The sequence below is a fragment of the Thalassobaculum sp. genome, assembly GCF_040219215.1.
Classification (GTDB): Bacteria; Pseudomonadota; Alphaproteobacteria; order Thalassobaculales; family Thalassobaculaceae; genus Thalassobaculum_A.
The window spans coordinates 134,155-157,066 of sequence record NZ_JAVJSX010000025.1 but is presented as its reverse complement, the minus strand read 5'-3'; the positions used below and the strand labels follow the sequence as shown (position 1 = coordinate 157,066).

Sequence of the window (22,912 nt, the reverse complement as noted above, 5' to 3'; positions counted from 1 at the left end):
GCGGGTTATCCGTTGACGGGCGGGTCGCCGGTGATGGCCTTCGACGGCGCCTCGATCGTGCAGACCAGACCGGTTGGGGCATAGTCCAGCGACACGCTGCCGCTCAGCTCCGTCGCCAAAGCATGCTCGATCAGACGCGAGCCAAACCCCTTACGCCGCGGAAGTGACACGGTCGGGCCGCCGCTTTCGATCCAGCACAGGCGCAGTTGCCGTTCCCCGTCTGCGTCCGGGTCGAGGGTCCAGCGCACGTCCACACGGCCCTCCGGCTTCGACAGCGCGCCGTACTTGGCGGCGTTGGTGCACAGCTCATGCATGGCCATCGAGAGTGACAGTGCGGCCCGCGGAGAAAGCTGGAGTGCGGGCCCATCGATGCGGAGCCGTCCGGCGTCACCAGCCAGTGGCTCGATGGCGGTCCGGATGACCGAGGCAATCTCGGCACCGGCGCCGAGTTCGCCGATCAGGACATCCTGCGCCCGTGACAGGGCGATCAGGCGATCACTGAACACGGTGCGGGCTTCGGCAATCGGAACGCCGTTGCGAAGGGTCTGGTTGGCGATCGCCTGGACCGAGGCCAGCATGTTCTTGACCCGGTGATTCAACTCGTTGACCAGAAGCTTTCGGTGCTCCTCGGCCTCCTTGCGTTCCGTGATGTCGATGACCGCCCCTGGAAAGCGCAGCGGCTGGTTGTGGTCGTCATGGAAGCAGCGACCGCGCGCAAGAACCCAGCGAATTGTCCCGTCGGCCTGGATCAGGCGGTATTCCTCGGCGAGATCGCCTCCTTCCATTAGAGTCTTCTGAATTGACTTGTTGAGGCGCTGCGAGTCGTCCGGATGAACGCTGTGGAGAAACATTTCGACCGGCGCACCGGCGCGCGCGATCTCGGGATCGACGCTGTACAGTCGTGCGAACCGCTCGTCGGCGAACACCCGGTCGGTTCGGATGTGCCAGTCCCAGCTCCCGACAACGCCGACCGCCAGGGCCAACTGCAGGCGCTCCTCGCTCGCCCGCAGCGCATCAACCGCATAGTGCTGGTCGGTCACGTCATTGCAGACCACCAGCACGCCACCCACTCCGCTTGGCTGGGTCTCGTCGTCGATCGGGCTGTAGCCGTAGGTCCACCAGACATCCTCCCGCCGGCCGTACCGGGTAATCGGCACAAGCTGGTCCTCGTGCCATGTTGCCCCCTCGCCGGCCATGACGAGTTCGATCTGCGGGCCGATGATGTCCCAGATTTCTCCCCAGCACTCCCGCCCGCGCTGCCCGAGAGCGCTGGGGTGACGTTCCGGGCCCATCGTCTGGCGGTAGGCGTCGTTGTAGAACTGGATGAGATCCGGGCCCCAGAAAATGAACATCGGGTGCCGCGTGTTAAGGACCAGCCGGATCGTTGTGCGAAGGCTCTGCGGCCAGGTCTCAGGCGGGCCAATCGACGTGGATGCCCAATCGTGAGCACGTGTGAGTTCGCCCATTTCGCCACCCCGGGCGAGAAAGTCGTACCTGGATCTCATCGTCTCAATGCTGGTGCCGCCGTGTGATGCCGCTGGTTTCCATTCAACTATCTATCACGGTGCTCGGTGCTGTCGACGCGAACATTGATTCGTCTCTGCGCTCGACCGACGCCGTTCCGATGACCGTGCGCCCGCCTGCTCGACACCCGCTTGCCGAGACCCCACAGTGTCCGCATCACCGACGGCGAAACGCTCCCTGCCGGCTCGGTGTTCGGTAGGGCAGTTCCTGTATGCTGATCGGCGACGAGTGGTGGCGGTTGCTGCCGAACGGTGTCACGCCGGACGCCGCTCGAATCCTGTGGATCCGGGGACTGCGCGCGTTCGCTGACGGGTTCGTCGCCCTGCTGCTGCCGGTCTATCTGATCGAACTGGGGTTCGGTGCGTTCGCCGTTGGGGCGATCATCACCGCCACCCTGATCGGTTCCGCCGGCCTCACGCTCGGCGTCGGCGTGTTCGCCAACCGTTATCCGCGGCGGCGATTGCTGCGGGCGGCCGGGCTGCTGATGGCGGCAACCGGCGTCGGCTTCGCCCTGTCGATCGATCTCTGGCCGATCCTGATCATCGCCTTCGTCGGCACCATGAATCCGAGTTCCGGGGACGTCAGTGTGTTCCTGCCGCTCGAGCACACGGTCCTGTCGCAGTCGATCGATCCCAAGCGGCGCACGGCGTTGTTCGCCCGATACAGCCTTGCAGGGTCGCTGCTAGGGGCGGTCGGCGCCCTGGCAGCCGCGATCCCGGACCTGACCGCCGGTTGGACCGGGCTTGGACTGCCCGATGCGATGCGGATCATGTTCGTCTTGTACGGGGCGGTCGGGCTGACATCCTTCCTGGTATACCGCCGACTGTCGCCGGCGATTGAGCGGGCCTCCAGCGCACCACCGGCCCCACTGAGGGAGTCGCGGTCCACGGTCTACAAGCTGGCCGCGCTGTTCTGCATCGACTCGTTCGGCGGCGGATTTCTCGTTCAGTCGATCCTGGCGCTGTGGCTGTACCAGCACTTCGGCGTGTCGGTCAGCATGATGGCGGCGATTCTGTTCTGGAGCAGCATCTGCACCGCGGTGTCGCAACTGGTGGCGGTGCCGGTCGCCGAACGCTTCGGCCTGATCAACACCATGGTGTTCACGCACCTGCCGGCAAACTTCTGCATCATGCTGGTGCCGTTCGCGCCGAACCTGGAGGTGGCGATCGCCCTGCTGCTCGTGCGTGGCGCGCTTTCCCAGATGGATGTGCCGACGCGCAGTTCGTACGTCATGGCGGTGGTGACCCCGGAGGAGCGGCCTGCGGCGGCCAGCCTGACCGCCGTGCCCCGCAGCTTTGCCTCGGCAATCGGTCCGTTGCTGGCCGGCTATCTGCTGACCGTGTCGACTTTCGGCTGGCCGTTGGTGGTCGGCGGCGCGCTGAAGGTCGTCTATGACCTGCTTCTGCTGATCAACTTCCGCCGTGTCCGCCCGCCGGAGGAGATCGATCGATCCGGCTGACCGCCAACGCGCCGCGCGTCACCGTCAGTTCAACGCGTCCCACACCGCCTGCGAGGCTTCCCTGGTTGCCTCGGCGCGCAGCAGCATCGTCAGCAGCAGGCGGGCCTTCAGCGGAGGCAGGCGGCCGGCGGAGATCACCCCGCGCTTGATCAGGTCGATCTCCGAACCGGCGCGTTCGTAAGTCGCCTGCAGCAGGTAGCCGGACTGGATTCGCGCCGCCATGACCACCGGCATACGACGTGCCAGCGCCTCGACGTGCTCTACAATCCAACTCGGCGTGTGGCCGCCACCCATCGCCCCGAGCACCGCGCCGCCGTAGCCGAAATGCGTCGGATCGTCGGCCAGGGCTGCGAGCAGGCCGCCGGATTCCCCGAGGCCAAGCGTCAGGAGCGCCACGCTGGCGCTGGTCTCGGTCCAGCCGGCGGGCGCGCGGCTGCCGGTCGCCGTGTCGAACGCCTTCTTATGCGCGCGGTTCGGCGTGCCGAGCAGGCGCACCCGATCCTCCACCAGCACACCGACTGGTCCGGCAACCATGCTGTGGAACGCGTCGATCCGGTGCGGGCTGGCCTTGGCCACGTCGATGGCGGCATGGATGGTGTCGAGCAGGACGACCAGAACGCCGAGTTCGGCGGATCGGCGACGGACCTCCGGATCGGCGACGGTCATCACCGCCGCCAGCAGATTGCCGGGCCCGTCATGCGATACCGACAGCGGATTGCGCATCGCCCCGGTGACGACGACCGGCACCCGGCCGTCGAGCACAAGGTCCAGCAGGAACGAGGATTCCTCCATGGTATCGGTACCCTGGGTCACCACCGCCCCGTCGATCGCGCCGGCATCCACCAGTTCAGCGATCCGCCGGGCCACCGCGAGAACGTCGTCGACGGCGAGATCGGAGCTGCCGACGGTCTTGACGGTTTCGGCCGAGATGGTCGCGAACCGGTCGATTCCGGGAACCGCCGCGACCAGATCGTCGGCGCCCAGGCCCGGGCGCACGCCGCCGTGGTCGCCCTTCACCATCGCAATGGTGCCGCCCAGCGCCAGCACGGCGATTCTCGGCTTGTCGGTCATATCGTGGTCTCCTGCGGCGAGCGGCGCTTGACGTGGCCGGATGGTCGTTGTGGGATCTGCTGAATCCATACGCCGCCCGTCCTGGACGGCGCAAGACGCCGCCCGGTATCTCCGCTCCGACCGCCGGACCGGGACGTCGCACCATCGAGGAGGACACCATGGGCGCCCGCGCCTTCGGCCCGCTGCAGGGCATGACCGTTATCGAACTCTGCCACCACATGGCCGGCCCGACCTGCGGGCTGATGCTGGCCGACATGGGCGCCGACGTCAACAAGGAGGAGAAGGCGCCGGGCGGCGACGATACCCGGCGCAACGTTCCGCCGGCGATCAACGGCGAGAGCGCATCGTTCATGATGATGAACCGCAACAAGCGCGGCATTGTTCTGGACCTGAAGACCCCGGAGGGTGCGGCGGCTCTGCGCAAGCTCGTCGCCAAGGCCGATGTCCTGACGGAGAACTTCCGCCCCGGCGTGCTGGAGCGGCTGGGGCTTGGCTACGATGACCTGAAGAAGGTCAATCCCGGCCTGATCTATGCCTCGATCTCCGGATTCGGCCTGACCGGCCCGTACGCCAAGCGCGGTGGCTTCGATCTGGTCGCCCAGGGCATGAGCGGATTGATGAGCATCACCGGCGAACGGCCCGATGGCCCGCCGGTCAAGGTCGGCCCGCCGGTCTGCGACATCACCGCCGGTCTGCTCCTGGCGCTCGGCATCTGTGCCGCCTACAGCCATCGTCTGAAGACCGGCGAGGGCCAGCGGCTCGATACCTCCTTGATGGAAGCCGGGATCACCCTGACCTACTGGCAGTCGACGATCGCGTTTGCGACCGGTGTGGCCCCGCGCGCGATGGGGTCCGCGCATCCACTGAGCGCCCCATATCAGGCGGTGCGCTGTTCAGACGGCTACATCAACATCGCGGCCAACACGGCCCGGTTCTGGGAGAAGATGTGCACCATGATCGGGGCGCCAGAGCTGTTCGCCGATCCTCGCTTCAAGACCAACGGCGACCGCCTCGCCAACCTGAAGGAGCTTGAGGCCGAACTGAACGCCCGCTTCGAGAAGGACACCCGCGAAGCTTGGCTTGCCAAGTTCGAGGCCGAGGGAATTCCGGCCGGACCGATCTTCGACATCCTGGAGATGCACCAGGATCCGCAGACCATAGCGCGCGAGATGGTGCCGACAGTCGATCATCCGGTGGCCGGCAGCGTCCAGACCATCGGTTTGCCGATCAAGTTCCAGGGAACGCCCGGCAAGGTGGCGATGCCGTCGCCGCTGTTCGGACAGCACACCGCCGAGGTGTTGGCCGAACTCGGCTACACCGAAACCGAAATCGAGGCCCTGGCGGCAGGCAATGCCGTGCATCTGGGCGACACCGCGAGCCGGGAGGCTGCTGAATGACTGCCGTCAAGGGAACTGCCGAACTGTCGGGGACGGAGGATCTGCTGGTCCACGTTGAGGACCGTATCGCCACCGTCACCATCAACCGGGCGGCCAAGCATAACGCCATGAACCTCGGTGTGTTCACTGGCCTCGATCGGGTGTTCCGGGCGCTGGATGCCGACACCGAGCTGCGCTGCGTGGTGGTGCGCGGCGCCGGCGGCAAGGCGTTCTCGGCCGGCGCCGACATCTCGGAGTTCGAGAGCGTGCGCAAGGACAAGGCGGCGGCCAAGAAGTACGCCGAAGTGTCGGCGCCGTCGTCCGAGGCGGTGGTTGCCTGCCGTCATCCGGTAATCGCCCTGATCGAAGGATTGTGCGTCGGTGGCGGCTTCGGGCTCGCGGCGCTGTGCGACCTTCGGATCTGCGGCGAGAGCAGCCGGTTCGGCGTGCCGGTCAAGCGCCTTGGCTTGGTGGAGTCGATGGAGGAGTTGGAATTCCAGGTGAAGAAGTACGGCGCCAGCGCCATGCTGCAGATCCTGCTGGTCGGCGACCTGCTAAACGCTGCCGACGCGTTGCGCCTGGGTATCGCCACCAAGGTGGTGCCGGACGATCAGGTCGAGACGGCAGCCTACGAGTGGGCTGCCAAGATCGCCGAGGGCGCGCCACTGACCGCTCGCTGGCACAAGCAGTTCATCTACCGCCTGACCGATCCGAAGCCGTTGACCGAGGCTGAGAAGGATCTCGGCTATGACGCCTTCGACACCGAGGATTTCCAACGCGGCTACAAGGCGTTCCTGGCCAAGGAGAAGCCAACCTTCGTGGGGCGCTAGCGGGACGTCACAGCGATCACACGGGAACAAGGCTAGCGGGACGTCACAGCGATCACACGGGAACAAGGAACGTGGAGGATGGTTTCTCCTTCAGTTCCGTAACTCGAGGAGATCGCGATGAATTGGGAGCAGGTCGAAGGCAACTGGAAGCAGTTCAAGGGAAAGGCCCAGCAACAGTGGGGCAAGCTCACCAACGACGAACTGGATCGCATCCAGGGCCGGCAGACCGAACTCGCCGGCCTGATCCAGGAGCGCTACGGCAAGACCAAGGAAGAGGCCGAGCGCGAGATCAACGACTGGCTGTCGCGGCACTAAGCCCGTTGCCTGATTGAACGAGCGAAGCCCGCCGGAGCATCAGTTCTGGCGGGCTTCGGCGTTCATGCGGTCGTGGCGGTCGCGGATCGGCTTTGGCCAAGTGCTCTTGATGTAGGAGAGAACCGCGATGATGTCGTCGTCGCTCAGCTTGTCCTCATAGGCAGGCATGTCCGTCTGGTACGTCGGATCGCCGATCATCTTTGCCGGCCCCACCTTCGTCAGGTCGAACAGCACGGCGTCCGGGTGATGCCATGTGTGTCCGGTCTCGTCGTGCGGGGGTGCCGGAAGACGGCCGTCGGCCCTGCGCTTCTGCCAGTCCGGCTGCCCTGCCAGATCGGCGCCGTGGCAGGAGGCGCAGTTGACCTCGTAGATCTGCCGACCCTGTGCGACCACCACAGGATCGTCAGGCTTCAAGAGCCCCTGCAATGGTGCTGCGCCCGGAACCGCGGACAACACCATGGCGATGACGGCCACGGCGACTGCGATGCCACCGACCAGCACGACCCAACTGCGCTGCATGTCGACTTTCTCCAAGATTAGAGACGCGTGCTGCGCAGGCGCAGCGCATTGGTGATGACCGAGACCGAACTCAGGCTCATGGCGGCGGCGGCGATCATCGGGCTCAGGAGTACGCCCAGGAACGGGTACAGCACGCCGGCTGCAATCGGCACGCCCAGTGCGTTGTACACGAACGCCAGGAACAGGTTCTGCCGAATATTGCTCATGGTCGCGCGGCTGAGTTGGCGGGCCTGGACGATGCTGCGCAGATCGCCGCGCACCAGAGTCAGTCCCGCGCTCTCGATCGCCACGTCCGTTCCAGTGCCCATGGCGATGCCGACATCGGCGCGCGCCAGGGCCGGGGCGTCGTTGACGCCATCGCCGGCCATCGCCACGACGGCGCCTTCCTTCTGCAACCGCTCGACGATGTCCGCCTTGTCCTGCGGCTGGACCTCGGCGTGGACATCGTCGATCCCGAGTTCGCGGGCCACCGCTTCGGCCGTCGATCGGGCGTCGCCGGTCAGCATCACGACGCGGATGCCGTCACGCCGCAGCGCCTCGACGGCTTCCCTGGTCGTGTCTTTGATCGGGTCGGCGACGGCCACCACACCTGCCGGCTTGCCGCCGATGGCGACGAACATGGCGGTGGCGCCCTCCCGGCGTTCGGCATTCGCCGTGTCGATCATGGCTTCGATCGCCACGCCCTGCTCCTTCATCAGCCGTTCGTTGCCGAACGCGACCATCTGCCCGTCGACGGTTCCGGTGACACCACGCCCGACATGCATGTCGAACGCCGCGGCCTCCGGCACGGTCACGCCGCGGTCGCGAGCGCCCGACAGGATCGCCTCTGCCAGGGGGTGCTCGCTGCCACGTTCCAGGCCGGCGACCAGACGCAGGATGTCGGCCTCCTCGAACCCGTCCAGCGCCGACACCGACTTCAGCTTGGGATGCCCCTCGGTCAGGGTGCCTGTCTTGTCGACCACCAGCGTGTCGACCTTCTCCAGCCGCTCCAGCGCCTCGGCGTGCCGGACCAGGACGCCCATCTGGGCGCCGCGACCGGTGCCGACCATGATCGACATCGGGGTGGCGAGACCGAGCGCACAGGGACAGGCAATGATCAGCACCGACACCGCCGCTACCAGTGCGTGGGCCAACGCCGGCTCCGGTCCCCAGACCGCCCAGATTGCGAACGACAGGACGGCGATGGCGATCACGGCCGGCACGAACCAGCTTGCCACCTTGTCGGCCAGGCCCTGGATCGGCGCTCGCGAGCGCTGGGCCTGGGCGACCATATCGACGATCCGTGACAGCAGGGTGTCGCGTCCGACCTTGTCGGCGCGCATCACGAACGATCCGCGGCCGTTCAGGGTGCCGCCGACCACCGGGTCGTCCGGTTGCTTTTCCACCGGTACCGGCTCGCCGGTGACCATCGATTCATCGACGGCGCTGCTGCCTTCCAGTACCACGCCGTCGACGGGCACGCGTTCGCCCGGCCGGACCCGCAAACGGTCACCGCTCTGCAGGACATCGATCGAGACTTCTTCGTCGTCACCGTCGTCCTTGACGCGTCGCGCGGTGCGGGGTGCCAGCTCCAACAGAGCCTTGATCGCGCCGCTGGTCTGTTCGCGGGCCCGCAGCTCCAGGACTTGTCCAACCAGCACCAGGAAGACGATCACTGCCGCACTCTCGAAGTAGAGGCCGACGGTGCCGTGCTCGCCCTTCAGGCTGTCCGGAAACAGGTCCGGGGCTGCCAGGGCGACGACGCTGTACAGGTAGGCGGCGCCGGTGCCGAGGCCGATCAGGGTGAACATGTTCGGGCTGCGCAGGCGCACCGAGGTCCAGGCCCGCTCGAAGAACGGCCAGCCGGCCCACAGCACGGCCGGGGTGGCGAGCAGGGCCTGCAGCCAGCGGGCCCAGGTCCCCTCCAGGAGTATCCCCAGCCCCGGTACCATGCCGCCCATGGCGAGAACCAGGACCGGGGCGGTCAAGATCCCGCCGATGATCATGCGACGGGTCATGTCGACCAACTCGGCACTGGGGCCGTCATCAAGCGATACCGTCATCGGCTCCAGCGCCATGCCGCAGATCGGGCAGGAACCGGGCTCGTCCCGGATGATCTCCGGATGCATCGGACAGGTGTACCGGGTCTTCGTTGCGCCGCGCGGATCGGCGGATTCCAGGGCCATGCCGCATTTCGGGCAGTTGCCGGGCTGGGCACTCCACACTCCGGCGCACATCGGGCAGATGTAGCCGCCGCGTTGGCGCTCATCGTCCGAGATCACCCGCGCTGAATGATCGCCGCTACCGTGGTGATGCCCATGACCCGCGTGCCCATGACCTGCGTGCCCGTGACCTGCATGGCCATGGCTTGAATGGCCATGGGCGGCATTGCCGTGGGCGTGGTTGTGACCGGCGTGCTGCTTGTCGTGCTCGGACATGATTGACCTGCCTTATCGCCGAAAGATCTCCGTATCAGCCCAAGATGGTCCTTCCAGTGACAGGAAGGTCAAGGTTGTTTGAGTCAGATTTATTTGGATTGATGGTGACCGTGGTGCTGCTGGCCGGTGCCATAGCCGCGCAGTTGGTCGTAGCGGGCCAGTTGCTGCCGATCGAGCCGGTCGCGAGTGGACAAATGGAAGCGCAGGTGGGTCGCCCGCAACTGCCCGCGCAGCACCGCGATTGCCATGACCTTTTCGTTCAGCCTGTCGGCGTCCAGCGATGCGGTGCGAAAACCAAGTTCCAGATCGGCCTCGCTTGCGATGATCGCTGCGCCCAAGGCTGAGGCATCGGCCTTCATGGCATCGAACATCGATTGAATCGCGGTGGTCTGGTCGGGCGAGAGCCCCAGCGGCTCGGCCAGATCCAGCACGTGCCGCGGTCCCGGATAGCCGTTCAGTTCGGCTGCGAGCGCCAATGACATTCCCTTGCCGGCGGCCAGATCAGACATCTCCTGATCCGACAGCGCCTTGATCGCTCTGTGCGTCATGCCCTGGTAGGGGTTGGTATCCGCGGCGGCCGATCCAGCCGCCACGACGAGGCCGAAAATTGCGGTAGCGAAGATTGCACGCATGGCTGTTGCTCCACACCGATGATGTCAGCCGGGACAATAGCGCCAGGTGTGGAGCGGTGCGCAGCCCTCTTTACAGATCCAGCTCGACGTGCGCCGAGGACGGGACCGCCTGACAGATCAGGGCGTGGCCGGGAGCCGGCGAGGCGTCGGTCGTACGCTGGTATCGGACGGCGCCCGCCGGAACTTGAGTGGCACAGGCGCCGCAGGACCCGGCCCGGCACCCGTATGGTGCGTCGATCCCATGTGCCTCCGCCAACTCAAGCAGGCTTCTGGCTTCTGGCGTCCAGTTGGCGGTGATCCCGGAGCGGCGGAATGTGACCGTGGCCTTCTGGATCGATCCGGACTCAACAGCCGGATCAGTCCTCGTACCGAACGCTTCGGTCCGGATCCGCTCGGCCCGGACCCCGAGGCTGCTCAAGGCCTCGATCATGTCGGCCATGAACCCTGACGGGCCGCAGAGATAGACGTCGTAGTCGTCGAGCGGCAGAACCGACCGCAGGGCCTCGCGGTCGAGGCGGCCGGTGCCGTGATGATCGAGGCCGATCCGGTCCTGCGCCCGTGGTGCCGTGTAGCGGACGTGGATGGACAGGTGATCGGGGTGGGCGGCCGCCAGTCCGGCGATGTGTGACCTGAAGGCATGCTCGCCACCGTGCCGGGCCGCATGGATGAACCAGACGCGTCGATGCGGTGCCCGCCTGCGTCCTTCCGGTCCACCGAGCAGGTGGTTTGCCATGGCGATCATCGGGGTGACCCCGATCCCGGCCGACAACAGGAGCACCGGTCGCCGGCTGTCGGTGTCGAGGATGAACCGACCGGCCGGCTGAGAGGCGCGGACCGTATCGCCGGGGCGCAGCCGGTCGTGCAGCCAGTTGCTCGCGAGCCCGCCGGCTTCGCGCTTGACGGTGATGCGATACGACCGCCCGCCGGGGGCGTCGGACAGCGTATAGGTGCGGTGTACGGGCCGTCCCGCGTTGGCCCCGTCGACCGCGATCGGCAGGTGCTGGCCCGGCCCGTACGGTGCGATGCCGCCGCCGTCCGCCGGCTCCAGATGGAACGAACGTGCGGTGCCGCTTTCGTCCTCGATCCGCGTGACCCGGAACGGACGGTGGCGCGGGCCGCTCCTAGTGGCCGAGAGTGATTGCTCCGCCTCGGTCCAGTTTCCGGTGGCGGCCAGTTGGGACGCCGGCTCGGGCTCGGTCCAGCGCAGCGGCACGGCACCTTCGATCCGCAGGCTTTGCCGCAAGGTGAACTTCATCAGGCGTTCGGCGCCGGCGAAGCTGGCGACCTCGGGGCCGTCCCAGATTACTTCGGCGGTACCGGACAGCATCAGGACGTCGCCGCTGTCGAAGTCGACGAACAGCAGGCCGGTTACCGGATTCAGCGCGATGTTGCCGAGGGTGTTGAAGTAGAAATTGCCGAGGAAATCCGGGGCGGTCAGCGTGGTGGCGCCGTCTTCCTCGGAGATCCGCACGAAGCCCGGTCGCCCTCCGCGGTGCGAGACGTCGACGCCGCGCACCGGGTCGCCGGAACGGGCGCCGGGCGCGGCGGTCGCGATGAAGAACGTATCCGCCCGTTCGACCCGTTGGTGTGCCCAGTCCGACAGGATGGAGCCGCCGCGATGGTGGGCCCGCGGATCGGCCACGGATGCCGGCTCGGCGACGAACTCCGGCGCGCGAGCCTGGATATACTGCGGGCAGTTCCCGAAGCTCTGGCCGACCCGGACGTTGACGCGCCCATCGGCGATGTCGGCGATGGTCCCGTTCATCCGGTTGCGCCGCCGGGTTTCCGGTTGGATCCCCAGGAGGCCCAGAGGTGCTCCGACGGTCAACGCCGCGGCCAGTGGGTCGCCGTGAGCCGGCGTGGCTGCGATCGTCAAGCTGCGCGGATCAGGCGATGTCAGGAATCCGGGTCGCCCCACCAGGATCGACGCCCAAGGCCGGTCATCGGCATCCAGACTGCCGACGATCAGGAACGGCAGGCCAGCGAAGAATGCGCGGTGCTGGTCCGGCATGAAGTCGCGGATGGCGCGCCGGGTATTCGCATCGGCCCGCGACCGCACGCCGGCCCGTTCCTGAAGTGCGGCTTCGCCCTCGTGGGTCGGCGCGTCCGGGCCGGGCCAGCCCGGCAGCGGCGTGGCCGGCAGGAGAGGGGCGGTGGTGGTCGGCATGATCGATGCTCCGTTTCCCGGCCCGTGATGTTGCCCGATCAGGCCGCCAGGCCAACGGCGCTGCGCGGCATCGGCGTGAAGCCGGGCAGCGCTTCGATGCGTGCGATCCAGGCGCGGATGTTCGGGTAGGGCTCCAGCGATACACCGCCTTCCGGGGCATGGGCGGTGTAGGAGTAATGGGCGACGTCGGCGATCGTCGGAGCGGCTCCGGCGAAGTACGGCTGGTCGGCCAGATGCGCGTCGGTGATCGTGAACAGTCGGTCGGCGATTCCGTGCGCCTTTTCCCGGTCGATGGCCGAGTTGAACAGGTTGGCAACCCGAGCCGTGGCCGGACCCTCGGCCAGTTGGCGCGCGGCGACCGACAGCCAGCGCTGGATGTGGCCGCAGACCACCGGATCCGACGGCAGCCACGTACCGGTGCGGTCATACCGCTGGGCCAGGTAGACCAGGATGGCGTTGCTGTCGGCCAGCGTCAGGTCGCCGTCCTCGATCACCGGCAATTGGCCAAACGCGTTGAGCGCCAGGAACTCCGGCGTGCGGGTGCCGGCTGGTCCGAACTGCATGTCGATCGGTTCGAACGGTACCCCGAGGATCGAGAGCATCAGCTCTACCCGATGACAATGTCCGGACAGGACGTGGCGGTAGAGGCGAATCGCGGCTGATGGTGCAGGCATGGGTTCCTCCCTGGGTCGGACGCGTGGACAGCGCGTCGATCCCAAGTTAGGAGTAGTCGCTGCGGACAAGAATGCTCGCTTTCGACAATCAAGTATTCCTAATATTGGAATTATCTGATGGACCATCTGGACGGAATACGGGTGTTCATCGCGGTGGCCGAGGCTGGCGGTTTCGCGCCGGCAGCCCGGTCGCTCCGTCAGTCACCACCGGCCGTGACGCGCGCGATCGCGGCCCTTGAGGAGCGGATCGGTGCCCGGCTCCTGCATCGCACGACCAGGACCGTCCGGTTGACGGAATCGGGCGCACGCTTCCTCGTCGACGCGAAGCGCATCCTTTCGGAGCTGGAGGAGGCGGAAGCCACTGCAGCCGGCGCTCATGCCGAACCGCGCGGCCAACTCGCCGTTACGGCGCCGCTGCTGTTCGGAAAGATGCACGTTGCACCGGTGGTCCTCGAGTTCCTGGACCGGTTCCCGATGGTGTCGGCCCGCACCTTGTTCGTCGACCGGGTCGTCGACCTGATGGACGAAGGCATCGACATTGCGGTCCGGATTGCCGAATTGCCGGACAGCGCCCTGAGCGCGGTGCGCGTCGGAGAGGTCCGGCGCGTGGTGTGCGCGACGCCCGAGTTCCTGAGCGAGCATGGCACGCCATTGGTTCCGCGCGATCTGGACGGATTCGATTGCGTCGGATTCCAGTCGGGTGCAGCGCCGGCCGGGTGGGTATTCCCGTCGCAGACCGGTACCCGGACCGAGACGGTGCGTCCGCGGATGCGACTGCTGGTCAACAACGCCGACGTGGCCGTGGCGGCAGCGCTCGCCGGTCACGGCATCGTGCGGGTGCTGTCCTATCAGGTGGCGCAGGAGGTCCGGCAGGGCCGGCTGCGGATCCTGCTGGCCGAGCACGAACCGTCGCCGATCCCGGTCCACCTTGTTCACCTGGAGGGGCGGCGAGCGGCGGCACGGGTCCGGGCCTTCGTCGACTTTGCGTCCCAGCAGCTGCGGGCAACGCTGGCCGAGATCTGAGGCCGCATCGACTGCAGCCGGAGCAGTGTTTCGGTGGCCGTCGTCAGCCTCCCGCCGGCTTCATCAGACCAGCGAACCACTGCATCATCGGGCCCAGCGCCTTGCGCCAGACGTTCCACTGATGGCCGCCATCGTCGATCCGGAGCTCCACCGGGATATGGCGGTCGCGCAGTTCCTCGAACAGCTCCAGGGTCGCGAACTGGGCGCCGAAGCCGTCGTCGTCACCGGCTTCCAGGTAGATGCCGATCGGTGCCGGTGGGTTCTCGACATTCGGCAGGTAGCGGCGCGGGTGGTTGGCGATGAACCGCTCCGGGTCGAACGGTTCGCCGAACGAGCCGCTGAAGATCCGGGTCATGCGCGCCGGATCGGATGGTCGCCAGCCTGGGACCACCCGATTCCACAATGCCGAACTCATGGCACCGACCGCGCGATAGCGTTCCGGATTGGCGAACGCCAAACGCAGTGCGCCGAAGCCGCCCATCGACAGGCCCGCGACGAAACGACCGTCACGGCTGGTCATGGCGCGCCAGTGCGTTTCGACATGCTTCGGCAGGTCGTCGCGAACCGCCGTACCGAAGTTGCCGGGGCCGCCGATGTCGGACGAGTCGACCCACCAGCTCTTCAGACCGTTCGGCATCACCACGATGAACGGCGGCAGATCGCCAGCCACGATCAGCCGATCGAGGGTTTCGTCGACCTTACCGTAGTTCGGCCAGCCGCGTTCGTCATCGCCGACGCCGTGCAGCAGGTAGACCACCGGGTAGCGGCGCTCTGCTTCGTCCGGCGCGCCATATCCCGGTGGCAGATAGATGGAGAACCGCATCGGCTCGCCGAGCGCGGCACTGTCGAAGGACTGCGACAGCAGAAGCTCCGCGTGAGCCGGACGCCCGGCAAGCAACCCCGACGCCACCAGCATCCAGGCGACGATCACCACTCGAACCATTCCAGGGTGCTTCATCAGGGAAACGGTCAGTCCGTGGACGCGAGCATCTGGCGCGCCCGCTCGACCAGTTCCGTAGGGATTGAGCTGGGTCGTCTGGCATCGAGATCGAGGTGTACGCCGAACTGCGACAGTTCCGCCACCACCGCATCGTCGGTCGGACGTGTAAGGCGGTGGACCATCCGCATGGACGAACGACCGATCTGCGCGAAGCAGGAATGGCAGTCGACGGGTTCGCCGAGCATCGGCCGTTCGGCGACCCGCAGTTGGAACTCGAAAGTCGAGTAGCCGACCCGCTTCTCGCGCAAGTAACCGGGCGTCATGCCGGCCTGGACCAGGACCTGGGCGATGGCAGCGGAGAACCGATGGATCATGGCGTCGACCCCCATCCGGCCGGAACGGTCCAGATCGCGCGGGATCACCAGATCGGTGGCGCTGCGGATCCACGCCGGCCCCCAGGCAGGTGCCGGGCGCACCTCACGCTCCGGGCCGTCCCACACCACCAGCGCATCGGGCGACGCGCTGGCGCCCAGGACGGTCTGCTCGGTGGTGGCGCACAGGGCGCCATCCGCACTGTCGTAAAGCTTGTGGCCGATCACCAGGTCGCCATCCTCGGCCGAGATCGGTGCGGACATGACGTGGTAGCTGTCGCCGGCCCGCAACTCGCGCTGATAGCGGGTGTGCCAGTCGACGGTGTGGGTGGCGGCCGGGTCCTGGCCGAGCGCCAGCAGCGCCCGGTCGCCGGCAGCGGCAAACTTCTCGTAGTAGTAGGCGACCGTGAAGTGTTCGACGACATCGGTCTCCCACGGAAAAACGTTGGATCGGAAGGTCTCGAAATACGCGCTCACGTTCAGCCCTCCAGTCGGTAGAATCGCGCGGCGTTGTCATGGAATACGGCTTCCAGCTCTGGCCGGGTCAGGCCGGAAAGGATCTCCAGGAAGCCTTCTATCTGGTCGCGGTAGCCGATCTTCAAGCTCGCCGGCGGGAAGTTCGACGCCCACATGCAGCGCTCCACGCCGAAGATCTCCAGGGCCTCCAGTACCACGCCCCGATTGCTGTCGACGGTCCAGGCGGCATCCTTCCGGCCGAGTTCGGAGAGCTTGAGATTGACCCAGGGCAGCCGGGCGATGGTCCGCATCTGATTGCGCCACAGCGCCAAGCCGTCGTCGGATCGGTCCCAGGGAAAACCGGTGTGGTTCAGTACCACCGGGATCTCCGGGTGCTTCTCGATCACCGCAGCCGCTTCGGCCAGATGCCAGCACGGCACCCGCAGGTCGTAGCTCAGGTCATGGGCGGCGAGCCGGGCGTACCCGCGCCGCCATGCCGGGTCGGACAGGCTGCGCGGGCCCGTGGGCTTGGGAGCATCCGGGGCGAGGGACGTCACCGGCTTGGAGCGCACGCCGCGCATCAGGGGCGACCGGCAATGCCCGGCCAGCTTTTCATCGACCGCCGGGTCGTCGAGCCAGACATGCCCGACGATGGCGTTCGGCATGCCGTGTTCGGCTGCAATCCGGGTCAGCCACTGGGTCTCGCCGACCTGATCGGCCCGGTCCCACTCAGCCTCGACATGGACCGTCTTGACGATCCGGAAACCCTCGGCGTCGCGCCGGTAGTCCTGGGGCAGGTACTGGCGCTTCAGTGGGGAGTAGTCGCCGAGGAAGAAATGCGGCTCCGGATGGTCGGAGAGCCAGGGGTAGTAATTGCTCTCCAAATCCCAGAGGTGATGATGGGAGTCGACGATCGAGAGGTCTGTCATGATGGCTTGCGCATGATCTGGATGGCGAGGCGGGTAGCTTCAGGATGGCACGCGGTCGGCTGACCGGCAAAGGGGTGACGGCATGATCAAGCGGATCGGGGTCATGACCAGCGGTGGGGACTGTGCGGGATTGAACGCCGCAATCCGGGCGATTGTCCTGCGCGCCGACACGCTGGGTTGGGAAGTCATCGGCATCGAGGACGGGACCCACGGCCTTCTCGACCGGCCGGTGCGCGCCCGGCGCCTGCGGGTGCACGAGTTCGACGGCAGCCTGTTGCGCCGGGCCGGCACCATCCTCGGCGCCGTCAGCACCGGTGATCCGTTCGCCTTCACAATGCCGGACGGCTCGGTCGCCGACGTGTCGCAGCGCATCCTGGAGGGCATGTCCGGGCTGAAGATCGACGCGCTGATCGGCATCGGTGGCGACGGCAGCTTCCGGATCCTCGACCGGCTGACCCGGCAAGGCGGCATTCCGTTCGTCGGCGTGCCGAAGACCATAGACAACGACGTACCGGGTACCGACGCATCCATCGGCTTCCACACCGCGGTGGAGGTGGCGGTGGAAGCCCTCGACCGACTGCAGCCGACCGCCCAGAGCCATCATCGTGTCATGGTGCTTGAGGTCATGGGCCGCGATGCCGGGCACATCGCAGTCCACGCCGCGGTGGCCGGCGGGGCCGACATCTGCCTGATCCCGGAGATCGGCTATTCACTGGATGGCATCTCCGCAAAGCTACAGGCTGTGAAGGCCACCGGGCGTGCGTTTGCTCTGGTGGTCGTCGCCGAAGCCGTGAAGACCGATACCGGCGAGCCGGTGGCGCACCGCAAGCCCGACGGGGGCATCCGGTACGGTGGCATCGGCCAATGGCTGGCCGAACGGATCGAAGCCGCAACCGGTGCCGATTCCCGAGTAACGGTGCTCGGCCACGTCCAGCGCGGCGCGGAGCCGGTGGCGGTCGACCGGGTGATTGCCAGTGCCCTTGGCGTGCACGCCGTGGATCTGGTCGCTGCTGGTCGTACAGGGCGGGTGGCGGTTTGGACCCGGCGCACGGTGAGCGATCTGCCGATCGAAGATGTCGTCGGGCATTCCCGGCCGGTCGAGCGTGACGACGTCCTGGTTCGCACCGCCCGCGGCCTTGGCATCTACCTCGGTGACCTGGCAGGGTGACGCTTTCGCGAGCCGGGCAATGGCGTACACTTCCCGAAAACTGAAACCGCTCGGGGAGGATGGAGATGGTTCGGATCAATCCGCTGAAGAAGCGCCTGGATGCCGGTAAGCCGGGTGCCGGCGTCCTGATCACCATGCCGAGCGTGAACATGGCCCAGATCCTGGCCGGCGCCGGGTTCGACTACCTGTTCATCGACCTGGAGCACGGGTCGATCGACGCTTCCTCGGTCTACAACCTGATCACGGCAACCGCCGGCACCGAGTGCGCGCCGCTGGTCCGGATCCCGAAGCCCGAACTGGCTTTGTGCAAGCCGGCCCTGGATGCCGGCGCGATGGGGCTGATCTTCCCGATGATCTGCACCCGGGAGGAGGCGGAGGCGACGGTCCAGTGCATCAACTACCCGCCCGAGGGGACCCGGGGCTGGGGGCCGTTCTACGCGCCGACCCGGTGGGGCCTGAAGACGCCGCTCGAGTATTTCGAGGTGGCGAACCGGGAACTGCTGAACATCATCCTGATCGAGCACATCGACGCGATCGAGAACATCGATAGCATTCTTTCCGTTCCGGGCATCCACGTCGCAAACATCGCGCCGATGGACCTTGCCGTCAGCATGGGACTTCCGGGACAACGCGACCATCCCGATGTCCTGAAGGCGATCGAGCGCGCCGAGAAGGCAATCCTGGCAAGCCCGGTGGTGCTCGGCGGCATGTCGCTGTCGGCCGCCGAGGCGAACGCCAAGATCGCCCGCGGCTATCGTTTCCTGCTGATGGGCTACGACGTCATGCTGATCCAGCAGATCTCTGCGCAGTTGTTGGACGGCATCGACCGCTGAGGGCGCCTTGGGGCATTGCTCCTGCGACGTTGAGAATCGGATGATCATCAACTTCTTGTTCACCAAATCGCGCTAGGGTAGTGGCCATGGAAGGAAGCGACTCCCCATCGATTCCTTGGCGACACCGCCTCGCGGCGTGGTGGCGTGGCTACGACGCGGCCGAATACTATGCCTGGCGGGCCAATTCGGAGGCTCCGCGCTCGTCGATGTCGATGGAAGGGCTGATTCCACCGATGCCGACGCTGTCGATGGTGGATCATGCGCAGGCCCGAACCGACATTCTGCAGCGGTTGTTCGGGCCAGGATTTACGATCCCTGGTGGTCCCGAACACGCGGTGGCGATGGTCAAGCCGTTCGGGCTGACGCCCGTGCATTCGGTGCTGGATCTGTCCGCCGGGCTTGGCGGCGGCGCGACCGCGATCGTCCAGCGATTCGGTGTGTGGATCACCGGCTACGAGATGGACCCGGAACTGGCGGAACTGGCGCCGACTGTCGTGTCCACGCTCAAGGGCGGCGATCAGGTGACGGTGCGCGGATTCTCTCCCGACAGCTTCAGCCTTCGCCCCAAGAGCTTCGACTGCGTGGTGTCCCGCGAAGCGATGTTCGGGGTTCGCGACCGCGCGGCGCTGTTGAAGGAGATTCACGCTGTCCTGAAGGACTGGGGGCAGTTGGTCATTACCGACTACGTGCTGCCGGCCGACGGAAAGGTGTCCGATCGGGTGCAGGCTTGGCTGGAATCGGAAGACCTGACCTACAAGCCTTGGTCCAAGCAGGAGTATGAGAAGGCGTTCACCGCGCTGGGATTTGACGTCCGGGTGCTGGAGGAGCGGTCCGACGAGCATCGCGGGCATATTCGCGATCACTTCGCCCGTTTCGTCGCAGGCCTGGATGGCAAGGGCTCGGTCGCCGACGACCCGGCGCATCGCGTGGCACTGATGGCCGAGGCTGAGCGTTGGGCCCGCCGCGCTGCGCTGCTGGAGAGCGGTGAGCTGGCGTTGTATCGGTTTTTCGTCCTCAAACCCGAGGCGAAAGCATCGTAGGCAGCCCGGTGGTTGAGCGGTGTTGACACCGCCTCCCGACCTGAGTAGCTTCCGCGCTCTTCGAGACACCGGGGACTTCCGATGCGCGTGGCCAACTCTCTGAAGACGTTGAAGAAGCGGCACAAGGATTGCCGCATCATCCGCCGCAAGGGGCGCGTCTTCGTTATCAACAAGACCAATCCTCGCTTTAAGGCACGCCAGGGCTGACGGCGGGCGCGGGGTTCTCCCTGCGCGACCGACTTCGTTCTGCGGGCTTGCGGGAACAGGCGGCCGACGGCAACGTCGCGCCGCCTTTCGTGTGTTCAACGCAGTGTGGAACGAATCCCCACACGGCCCTGTGGCTTGAAATGCCGGGCTGGTCAGGCAAGGTGGCGCCCGGCGCCGTGATCGGTGCCGTGGATCCGCTGGACCGGACGAGCTTGGGAGATCGTCGATGAAGATGCCCGAACCTGACGGCGCGGTGCTGGCGCGGCGCGGCGAGATCGTTGCCGCCCTGCGGGCGATCGTGCCAGGCGAGGGCGTCATCGCCGACGACCGCGAGATGCGGCCCTACGAATCCGACGGCCTGACCGCGTACCGACAGCTGCCGATGGTTGTGGTGCTGCCCGAGACCACGGCGCAGGTTGCGGCCATCCTGAAGTACTGCCAGGCCAACGGCATCAAGGTTGTGCCGCGCGGATCGGGGACGTCGCTCTCGGGTGGCGCGCTGCCGCTGGCCGACGGCGTCCTGCTCGGCCTCGGCAAGTTCAACCGAATCCTCGACATCGACTACGCCAACCGCACTGTGACGGCGCAGCCCGGCGTTACCAACCTGGGCATCACCCACGCGGTGCAGGATCGCGGCTTCTACTACGCGCCCGACCCGTCGTCGCAGATCGCGTGCTCGATCGGCGGCAACGTGGCCGAGAACTCCGGCGGCGTGCACTGCCTGAAATACGGCCTGACGACCAACAACGTGCTTGGGGTCGAACTGGTCACGATCGACGGCGAGATCCTGCGGCTCGGCGGCAAGCACCTGGACTCGGAGGGCTACGATCTGCTGGGCCTGCTGACGGGCTCGGAGGGCCTGCTGGCGGTGGTGACCGAGGTCACGGTGCGGATCCTGCGAAAGCCGGCGACCGCGCGCGCGCTCCTGGTCGGCTTCGGCAGCAGCGAGGAGGCCGGCGCCTGTGTCGCTGCCGTCGTCGGTGCCGGAATCATCCCGGGCGGCATGGAGATGATGGACGGGCTGGCGATCAACGCGGCGGAGGATTTCGTGCACGCCGGCTACCCGCGCGACGCCGGGGCGCTGCTGATCGTGGAACTGGACGGGCCGGAGGTGGAGGTCGACTTCCTGATCGAACGGGTGCGGGCAATCGCCGAGGCCCATGGCGCCACCTCGTTGCGGATCTCGCAGAACGAGGACGAGCGCAACGCGTTCTGGGCCGGCCGCAAGGCGGCGTTCCCGGCAGTCGGGCGGATCTCGCCGGACTATTATTGCATGGACGGCACCATCCCGCGCCGGCAGTTGCCCGAAATCCTGTCGCGCATGGCCCGGATGAGCGAGCAGTACGGCTTGCGGGTGGCCAATGTGTTCCACGCCGGCGACGGCAACCTGCACCCGCTGATCCTGTTCGATGCCAACGAACCGGGCGAACTGGAGAAGGCCGAGGCGTTCGGCTCCGACATCCTGCGGGCCTGCGTCGAACTCGGCGGCGTGCTGACCGGCGAGCATGGGGTGGGCGTGGAGAAGCGCGATCTGATGGGTACCATGTTCAGCGAGATCGACCTGGCCCAGCAGCAGCGCCTGAAGTGCGCCTGGGACCCCGACGGCCTGCTGAACCCCGGCAAAGTGTTTCCGACCCTGCACCGCTGTGCCGAACTCGGCCGCATGCACATCCAGCGCGGCCAGTTGCCGTTCCCGGACCTGCCCCGGTTCTGATGACCACGGCGAAGGGACAGCACACACGATGACCACCGACAACTTCCGGCCGGACACCGGGGCCCAGGTTCAGGATGCAATCGCCTGGGCGGTGTCGGCCGAGACGCCGCTGGAGTTGATATCGCGCGGCAGCAAGCGTGACGTCGGCCGCCCGGTGCAGGTGGCGCACACCCTCGACCTGTCGGCGCTGTCCGGCGTCGGGCTGTACGAGCCGGAGGAGCTGATCTGCCAGGCCGGGCCCGGCACGCCGGTCGCCGAGATCGAGTCGATGCTGGCCGAGAGCCGGCAGATGCTGGCGTTCGAGCCGATGGACCTGGGCCCGCTGCTCGGCGGCGAGGCGGGACAGGGCTCGATCGGGGGGGTGTTTGCGGCGAACCTCGCCGGTCCGCGCCGCATCAAGGCCGGAGCGGCGCGAGACCACCTGCTGGGCTTCACCGCGGTCACCGGGCGCGGCGAGACCGTGAAGTCCGGAGGTCGGGTCGTGAAAAACGTCACCGGCTACGATCTGTCGAAGATCGTATGCGGGTCCTGGGGCACGTTGGCCGCCCTGACCGACCTGACCTTCAAGGTGCTGCCGGCGCCGGAGGTCGAGACCACCCTGGTGATCCACGGGCTGGACGACGATGCAGCTGTTCGGTTGATGAGTGCGGCTTTGGGCTCGCCGCACGAGGTGTCGTCGGCCGCCCACCTGCCGATCGGGATCGGTGCCGGCGATATCGCCGGGCCGGCCACCTGCATCCGGCTCGAAGGCTTCGGCCCGTCGGTCGCCGCCCGCGCCGAGGCGCTGGAGGGTGAACTGGCGGGCTTCGGCGGCACCATGGGCGCGGTCGACGGCTACCTCAGCCGCGATCTGTGGCGCGCGGTCCGCGACGTCGAACCGTTGACGGCACCGCTGGACCGGCCGGTGTGGCGGCTGTCGGTACCGCCGATGGCTGGTCCGTCGGTGGTGCTGGCGATCCGCTCGGCGGTCGAGGGCGTGGAGTACTACTACGACTGGGCCGGCGGGTTGATCTGGCTGGCGGTGCCGGCGGAGCCGGACGCCCACGCGTCGATCGTGCGCGGCGCGGTCGCCGGGACCGCTTCGGGCCACGCCACCCTGGTCCGTGCCGACGAGGCCGTCCGGGCGGCGGTGCCGGTCTTCCAGCCGCAGGCCACCGGCCTCGCCGCGCTGAACGCGCGCATCAAGAACAGCTTCGATCCGCTGGGGGTGCTGAATCCCGGCCGGATGACGGCGGGGGGATAGGGGA

General features: G+C 67.0%; 21 protein-coding genes. 11 read left to right on the top strand and 10 right to left on the bottom strand.

The genetic code is table 11. The annotated features are described in order from the left end of the window. Nucleotides 1–5: 5 nt before the first annotated feature. On the bottom strand, nt 6–1,352 hold the full coding sequence (locus RIC54_RS18570) for a PAS domain-containing HWE histidine kinase family protein (RefSeq protein WP_350096367.1): 1,347 nt from the start codon (nt 1,350–1,352) through the stop codon (nt 6–8). A 383-nt stretch (nt 1,353–1,735) separates the two neighbouring features. On the opposite strand from RIC54_RS18570, the gene RIC54_RS18565 reads away from it, so the two are divergent. Further along, a complete protein-coding gene (locus RIC54_RS18565; protein WP_350096365.1) occupies nt 1,736–2,983 on the top strand; it encodes an MFS transporter in 1,248 nt (415 codons plus the stop codon). 24 nt (nt 2,984–3,007) lie between these two features. On the opposite strand, the gene RIC54_RS18560 is transcribed toward RIC54_RS18565, so the two are convergent. Continuing rightward, nucleotides 3,008–4,054: an asparaginase gene (locus tag RIC54_RS18560; protein ID WP_350096363.1), complete on the bottom strand. Its 1,047-nt coding sequence runs from the start codon at nt 4,052–4,054 to the stop codon at nt 3,008–3,010. 32 nt (nt 4,055–4,086) lie between these two features. On the opposite strand from RIC54_RS18560, the gene RIC54_RS18555 reads away from it, so the two are divergent. From RIC54_RS18555 to RIC54_RS18545, 3 genes are all read left to right on the top strand, one after another. After that, complete coding sequence (locus tag RIC54_RS18555; protein ID WP_350151306.1) at nt 4,087–5,451, top strand: CaiB/BaiF CoA transferase family protein; 1,365 nt, start codon at nt 4,087–4,089, stop codon at nt 5,449–5,451. Continuing rightward, complete coding sequence (locus RIC54_RS18550) at nt 5,448–6,260, top strand: enoyl-CoA hydratase/isomerase family protein (RefSeq protein WP_350096359.1); 813 nt, start codon at nt 5,448–5,450, stop codon at nt 6,258–6,260. The genes RIC54_RS18555 and RIC54_RS18550 overlap by 4 nt, the downstream gene beginning before the upstream one ends. A 117-nt stretch (nt 6,261–6,377) precedes the next feature. Next, nucleotides 6,378–6,575 (top strand): CsbD family protein, encoded by a 198-nt coding sequence (locus tag RIC54_RS18545; protein WP_350096357.1) that lies wholly within the window; start codon nt 6,378–6,380, stop codon nt 6,573–6,575. A 39-nt stretch (nt 6,576–6,614) separates the two neighbouring features. On the opposite strand, the gene RIC54_RS18540 is transcribed toward RIC54_RS18545, so the two are convergent. The 5 genes from RIC54_RS18540 to RIC54_RS18520 form a co-directional block, all read right to left on the bottom strand. Next, nucleotides 6,615–7,094, bottom strand: coding sequence for a c-type cytochrome (locus tag RIC54_RS18540; RefSeq protein WP_350096355.1), 480 nt, complete (start codon nt 7,092–7,094; stop codon nt 6,615–6,617). Between the two features lie 17 nt (nt 7,095–7,111). Then, the gene (locus RIC54_RS18535) at nt 7,112–9,355 is read right to left on the bottom strand and encodes a copper-transporting P-type ATPase (RefSeq protein WP_350151304.1); all 2,244 of its coding nucleotides are present in this window, start codon (nt 9,353–9,355) and stop codon (nt 7,112–7,114) included. Between the two features lie 245 nt (nt 9,356–9,600). Further along, nucleotides 9,601–10,143, bottom strand: a complete 543-nt coding sequence (locus RIC54_RS18530) for a hypothetical protein (protein WP_350096351.1) — start codon at nt 10,141–10,143, stop codon at nt 9,601–9,603. A 70-nt stretch (nt 10,144–10,213) separates the two neighbouring features. Beyond that, nucleotides 10,214–12,310, bottom strand: a complete 2,097-nt coding sequence (locus RIC54_RS18525) for a 2Fe-2S iron-sulfur cluster-binding protein (RefSeq protein WP_350096349.1) — start codon at nt 12,308–12,310, stop codon at nt 10,214–10,216. A gap of 38 nt (nt 12,311–12,348) precedes the next feature. After that, nucleotides 12,349–12,984: a glutathione S-transferase gene (locus tag RIC54_RS18520; RefSeq protein ID WP_350096347.1), complete on the bottom strand. Its 636-nt coding sequence runs from the start codon at nt 12,982–12,984 to the stop codon at nt 12,349–12,351. Between the two features lie 117 nt (nt 12,985–13,101). On the opposite strand from RIC54_RS18520, the gene RIC54_RS18515 reads away from it, so the two are divergent. Continuing rightward, on the top strand, nt 13,102–14,007 hold the full coding sequence (locus RIC54_RS18515) for a LysR family transcriptional regulator (RefSeq protein ID WP_350096345.1): 906 nt from the start codon (nt 13,102–13,104) through the stop codon (nt 14,005–14,007). 43 nt (nt 14,008–14,050) lie between these two features. On the opposite strand, the gene RIC54_RS18510 is transcribed toward RIC54_RS18515, so the two are convergent. Genes RIC54_RS18510 through RIC54_RS18500 form a run of 3 tightly spaced genes read right to left on the bottom strand, consistent with a single transcriptional unit; the run spans nt 14,051 to nt 16,703 of the window. After that, nucleotides 14,051–14,965 carry an alpha/beta hydrolase gene (locus tag RIC54_RS18510; RefSeq protein WP_350096343.1) on the bottom strand — a complete coding sequence of 305 codons (915 nt, stop codon included), beginning with the start codon at nt 14,963–14,965 and terminating at the stop codon, nt 14,051–14,053. An 11-nt stretch (nt 14,966–14,976) separates the two neighbouring features. Next, a complete protein-coding gene (locus tag RIC54_RS18505) occupies nt 14,977–15,795 on the bottom strand; it encodes an acyl-CoA thioesterase (protein WP_350096341.1) in 819 nt (272 codons plus the stop codon). A gap of 2 nt (nt 15,796–15,797) precedes the next feature. Further along, on the bottom strand, nt 15,798–16,703 hold the full coding sequence (locus tag RIC54_RS18500) for an amidohydrolase family protein (protein WP_350096339.1): 906 nt from the start codon (nt 16,701–16,703) through the stop codon (nt 15,798–15,800). Nucleotides 16,704–16,785: 82 nt separating this feature from the next. Here RIC54_RS18500 and RIC54_RS18495 point away from each other — a divergent pair, with 82 nt between their 5' ends. The 6 genes from RIC54_RS18495 to RIC54_RS18470 all read left to right on the top strand — a co-directional run bounded on the left by RIC54_RS18495 (nt 16,786) and on the right by RIC54_RS18470 (nt 22,908). Continuing rightward, on the top strand, nt 16,786–17,871 hold the full coding sequence (locus RIC54_RS18495; protein ID WP_350096337.1) for an ATP-dependent 6-phosphofructokinase: 1,086 nt from the start codon (nt 16,786–16,788) through the stop codon (nt 17,869–17,871). A gap of 65 nt (nt 17,872–17,936) precedes the next feature. Continuing rightward, nucleotides 17,937–18,704: an HpcH/HpaI aldolase family protein gene (locus tag RIC54_RS18490; RefSeq protein WP_350096335.1), complete on the top strand. Its 768-nt coding sequence runs from the start codon at nt 17,937–17,939 to the stop codon at nt 18,702–18,704. A gap of 86 nt (nt 18,705–18,790) precedes the next feature. After that, a complete protein-coding gene (locus RIC54_RS18485) occupies nt 18,791–19,744 on the top strand; it encodes a class I SAM-dependent methyltransferase (protein WP_350096333.1) in 954 nt (317 codons plus the stop codon). An 81-nt stretch (nt 19,745–19,825) separates the two neighbouring features. Next, nucleotides 19,826–19,951, top strand: a complete 126-nt coding sequence (gene ykgO / locus RIC54_RS18480; RefSeq protein WP_007670608.1) for a type B 50S ribosomal protein L36 — start codon at nt 19,826–19,828, stop codon at nt 19,949–19,951. Between the two features lie 226 nt (nt 19,952–20,177). Continuing rightward, entirely contained in the window at nt 20,178–21,665 is a 1,488-nt protein-coding gene (locus RIC54_RS18475) for an FAD-linked oxidase C-terminal domain-containing protein (RefSeq protein WP_350096330.1), read from the top strand. 28 nt (nt 21,666–21,693) lie between these two features. Beyond that, on the top strand, nt 21,694–22,908 hold the full coding sequence (locus tag RIC54_RS18470) for an FAD-binding protein (RefSeq protein WP_350096328.1): 1,215 nt from the start codon (nt 21,694–21,696) through the stop codon (nt 22,906–22,908). The last annotated feature ends 4 nt before the right edge of the window (nt 22,909–22,912 follow it).